Here is a 1,058-nt window from a genome sequence, read left to right on the forward strand (position 1 = left end):
GACAGGGCTTGGATGGAGACGTCGTGGCCTTCGGCGGCTTTGCGGAGTGCGCCGACGGTGGCTTGTTCGCGGGTGATGTGGGTGAACGGATCCCAGTGATACCAGCGCATCGCGTTCTGGTAGGTCATCTTGTTGATCTCGTCGTCGGGCACATGGTTGGCGGTGAGCACCTCATCGAGCTGCTCGGGGGCGCCGGGCCACATCGAATCGCTGTGCGGGTAGTCGGCCTCCCAGCAGATGTTGTCGATCCCGATCGCGCCGCGGGTGGCCACCCCGACCGGATCAGCGATGAAACAGGTCAAGAAGTGCTCGCGGAACACCTCGCTGGGCAACTTGCCGCCGAAGTCCTGGCCCGTCCACGTCGAATGCATCTCAAAGGTGCGATCCACCCGCTCCAAAAAGTACGGAATCCACCCCGTGCCACCCTCCGAGAGCGCGATCTTCAGCGTCGGATACTCCTTGATCGGACGCGACCACAACAGATCCGCCGCAGCCTGCACGATGTTCATCGGCTGCAACGTGATCATCACATCCATCGGCGCATCCGGAGCCGTGATCGCCAAGCGCCCCGACGAACCGATGTGCACGTTGAGCACCGTCTCGGTGTCGACCAACGCATCCCACATCGGCTTCCAATGCTCAAAATCGTGAAAACTCGGATAACCCATGGCCGCCGGGTTCTCGGTGAACGTCAACGAATGCACACCACGTTCGGCGTTGCGGCGGATCTCCTTGGCGCACTCGATCGGATCCCAGATCACCGGCAACGTCATCGGAATGAACCGCGCCGGATAGGCCCCGCACCACTCCTCAACATGCCAATCGTTGTAAGCCTTCACCAACGCCAGCGAGAACTCCTGATCCTCGGTCGCGAACAACCGGCCCGCGAACCCGGGAAACGACGGAAAACACATCGACCCCAGGATGCCGCCGGCGTTCATGTCCTTGACCCGCTCATCAACCTGCCAACAGCCGGGCCGGATCTCATCGAGGCCCTGCGGCTCCAGGCCGTACTCCTCCTTGGGCCGACCCGCCACCGCGTTGAGCGCCACATTCGG

The 1,058-nt window shown here is 62.5% G+C and carries 1 protein-coding gene; it reads right to left on the reverse strand.

Features of this window, described 5'->3' with window-relative positions; all coding sequences use genetic code 11:
* Positions 1-1,058, reverse strand: a 1,058-nt coding sequence (locus tag A5752_RS26660) for an amidohydrolase family protein (RefSeq protein WP_067092326.1), incomplete at both ends; no start/stop codon positions are given.

The organism is Mycobacterium sp. 852002-51961_SCH5331710 (genome assembly GCF_001665535.1).
Taxonomy (GTDB): domain Bacteria; phylum Actinomycetota; class Actinomycetes; order Mycobacteriales; family Mycobacteriaceae; genus Mycobacterium.